Annotated in this window: 3 protein-coding genes and 1 pseudogene; 1 reads left to right on the top strand and 3 read right to left on the bottom strand. The window is 44.3% G+C overall.

The features are described 5' to 3' along the window. Positions 1-139: 139 nt before the first annotated feature. The 3 genes from ACJ751_RS26535 to ACJ751_RS26525 all read right to left on the bottom strand — a co-directional run bounded on the left by ACJ751_RS26535 (position 140) and on the right by ACJ751_RS26525 (position 2,377). A complete protein-coding gene (locus ACJ751_RS26535) occupies positions 140-682 on the bottom strand; it encodes a YceI family protein (RefSeq protein WP_407748559.1) in 543 nt (180 codons plus the stop codon). A gap of 118 nt (positions 683-800) precedes the next feature. Further along, the gene (locus ACJ751_RS26530) at positions 801-1,673 is read right to left on the bottom strand and encodes an AraC family transcriptional regulator (protein ID WP_407748558.1); all 873 of its coding nucleotides are present in this window, start codon (positions 1,671-1,673) and stop codon (positions 801-803) included. Between the two features lie 47 nt (positions 1,674-1,720). Beyond that, positions 1,721-2,377 carry a metal-dependent transcriptional regulator gene (locus ACJ751_RS26525; protein WP_407748557.1) on the bottom strand — a complete coding sequence of 219 codons (657 nt, stop codon included), beginning with the start codon at positions 2,375-2,377 and terminating at the stop codon, positions 1,721-1,723. A gap of 121 nt (positions 2,378-2,498) precedes the next feature. Between ACJ751_RS26525 and ACJ751_RS26520 the strand changes: the two are divergent. Next, positions 2,499-2,718, top strand: a pseudogene (locus ACJ751_RS26520) (thiol oxidoreductase); the annotation flags it as partial.

Here is a 2,718-nt window from a genome sequence, read left to right as displayed (position 1 = left end):
GAAAAGGGGCAAGTTGATCAGTTAACCAGTTGACCAGTTAACCAGGAATACAAAACACAAGGGCCAAAGCAGTTTAAACCGCTTTGGCCCTTACTATATGCTTTATTTCTGCCTTCTGCCTTCTGCCGTTTGCCTTCTCTTAACTCAGTTTCAACAGCTGCAGATCGCAGTGAACTTTCACCTCATCGCTTAGTAATAAGCCATTCTTGTCGAACAGCTGGTTCCAGGTAATATTAAAATCTTTACGATTTAGTACGGTGTCCATATCAAATGCGGCCTTGGTATTGTGCAAAGGGTCGGCGCAGATGCCCAAAAAATTGGCGGTAAAGGAGAACGGATGTTCCACGCCTTTTACGGTTAATATACCGGTCACATTTATTTTCTTTTCCTGCATGGTAACGGCCGTTGATCTGAACTGGATCATGGGGAATTGCCGGGCATCAAAGAAATCGGGCGAACGCAGGTGATTGTCGCGTTCGTCGTTCCCTGTTGTCAATGAATTTACATATATGGTGAGATTGATCTCGCTGTTACAAAAACCATCCTGGCCGCTCACCACGGTTCCTTCAAACTCTCTGAACCAACCTGATACCGAGGTGATCAACAGGTATTTGGCATCGAACCGGATGGTTGAATGAATGGGGTCGATGGCCCAGGTTGCTTGTTTTACGCTTGTACTCATAATTTCAACTAACAAAATAACAGAATATCAGCCCAAAAGGCAATTGAGAATCGCAGGATAATGTTGTATAAATCATGGAAAGGGTGAACTTATAGTTGGATAAATAACATGGTAAAAACTAAGAAACCTGATTTCTTGCCCGGAAGTCAGAAAAGCTCTCTCCGGATGCGTTCTTGAAAAACTTGCTGAAATGGGCTGTGTCATCAAATCCCAATTCATAGGCAATCTCTTTCATGGTAACCCGTGAATATACTGCCTGCCGTTTGGCTTCCAGGATAATGCGTTGTTGAATGTGATGACTGGCGGGCGAACCGGATATTTTCTTTACTACTTCATTCAGGTGGTTGGGAGTAACGGCCAGTTCTTCGGCATAATCGGTCACCATTTTCTTGGTGGTATACTGCTTTTCTACCAGCGCAAAGAATTGTTTTACCAGTTCAATGCTTTTTGAATGTGCTTCATTTTCTTTTGGCCGTTCGTACTGCCGGGTAAGGTAGATGAGGAAGATCTTTAAGAAACCGCGCAGGATCTCGGCCCGTAAAATGAAGAAGTTATTAAACTCCTTCAGCATTTTGTTAACGGCGTCCTGCATCTCAAGGCCCATTTCCTCATTCACTTTTATTACCGGTGAATTGGAAAAGGTATAGAATAAGCCCGTATTGAACAGGAGGTCATAATTTTCTTCCGCGCCTCCCAGGAACTCGGCCATAAAGGAGATCACATAACCATCCACGGGGTCAGTTGCGTTTAACTGGTGTACCTGTCCGGGCGTGATGCAATAAACGGAATTGTCTTCCAGTTTGTAAGATTCCAGGTCGATCAAATGTGTGCCTGTTCCTTTTTTTACCCAAATGATCACAAAATAGTTATGCCGGTGCGGGGTGGCATTTTGTTGGAACCGGTTTTGCGCTATCCACTCCATGGTATGTATCTCGAAAGGTACATTCACCGTAGATTGGCCTAGCTCCAGTAATGGATTGATTACGGACATGATATTTTAAACTGAGACCAATAATAAATCTTTTTTGTGGTATTATCTTATTCGCTGATCAATAAACTGTTGGCCACTTTAAAACTTACCACTACCGATTTTTTCCCTTTCAGCAAAAGCGTATAATTCTTGTCAAATTCTTCCACCTCTTTCACTTTTACGGTATCGCCCAGTGAAAGGCCGATCTTGTCGAGGTAATTCAAAAAAGCACCGGAGTGATCGGTAACACCGGTGAACTTACCCTGGCTGCCTGGTGACAAAGACGCCAGTAATACAGATTTGCTGATGGTGAAGATGCCTTTGGCATCGGGAATGGGGTCGCCATGCGGATCGGTTTTGGGGAAGTCGAGATAGGCGTCCAGTTTGTCAATCAGGTCCTTGCTGTGGATATGCTCCAGCTGTTCGGCAATGTCATGTACTTCGTCCCAGCGGAAGCCCAGTTTATCAACCAGGAACACTTCCCACAACCGGTGTTTGCGAATGATGCCAATGGCCGCCTGCTTTCCTTTTTCCGTGAGTTTGAACCCTTTTGACTTTTGATAAGCCACCAGTTTTTTGGTGCTCATCTTTTTAAGCATATCGGTAACGGAAGCCATGTGAATGCCCAACAACTGCGCCAGGGCCGATGTGGCCACCATTTCCCCGTTGGATTCCTGTAATTTATAAATGGCTTTCAGATAATTTTCTTCGGCAGATGAATGCACGTGCGCTCGATTTTTAGGCAAATTAGGGAAAGATGTACAAAAGCTGTACTATTAGGCTCGCCTAATTTTTCTTGTTTTATTGAACTAATTATTTACTTTTGGTCAACTTTAAACGCTGTTTATGAAAAAGCAATGGCTGGTGATGGGTTCCCTCATTACTATTATAATGGTGGCGCTGGCTTGTGAGAAGATCTTACCGGGGAAGCCGGCCGATGATTCTATCCTCGATGGGCCTATAGATGGTTTGACCGGTGAACAAAATCAGATGTTCCTGCGGGGGGATGTGGCGTTTAACAATGATGTATTTACCGTAGCCAATGGGTTGGGACCGCTGTTCGTTT

It is taken from the genome of Niastella sp. (assembly GCF_045805085.1).
Lineage (GTDB): Bacteria > Bacteroidota > Bacteroidia > Chitinophagales > Chitinophagaceae > Niastella.
The sequence above is the reverse complement of the archived record's forward strand: the minus strand, read 5'-3'. Positions and strand labels throughout refer to the sequence as shown.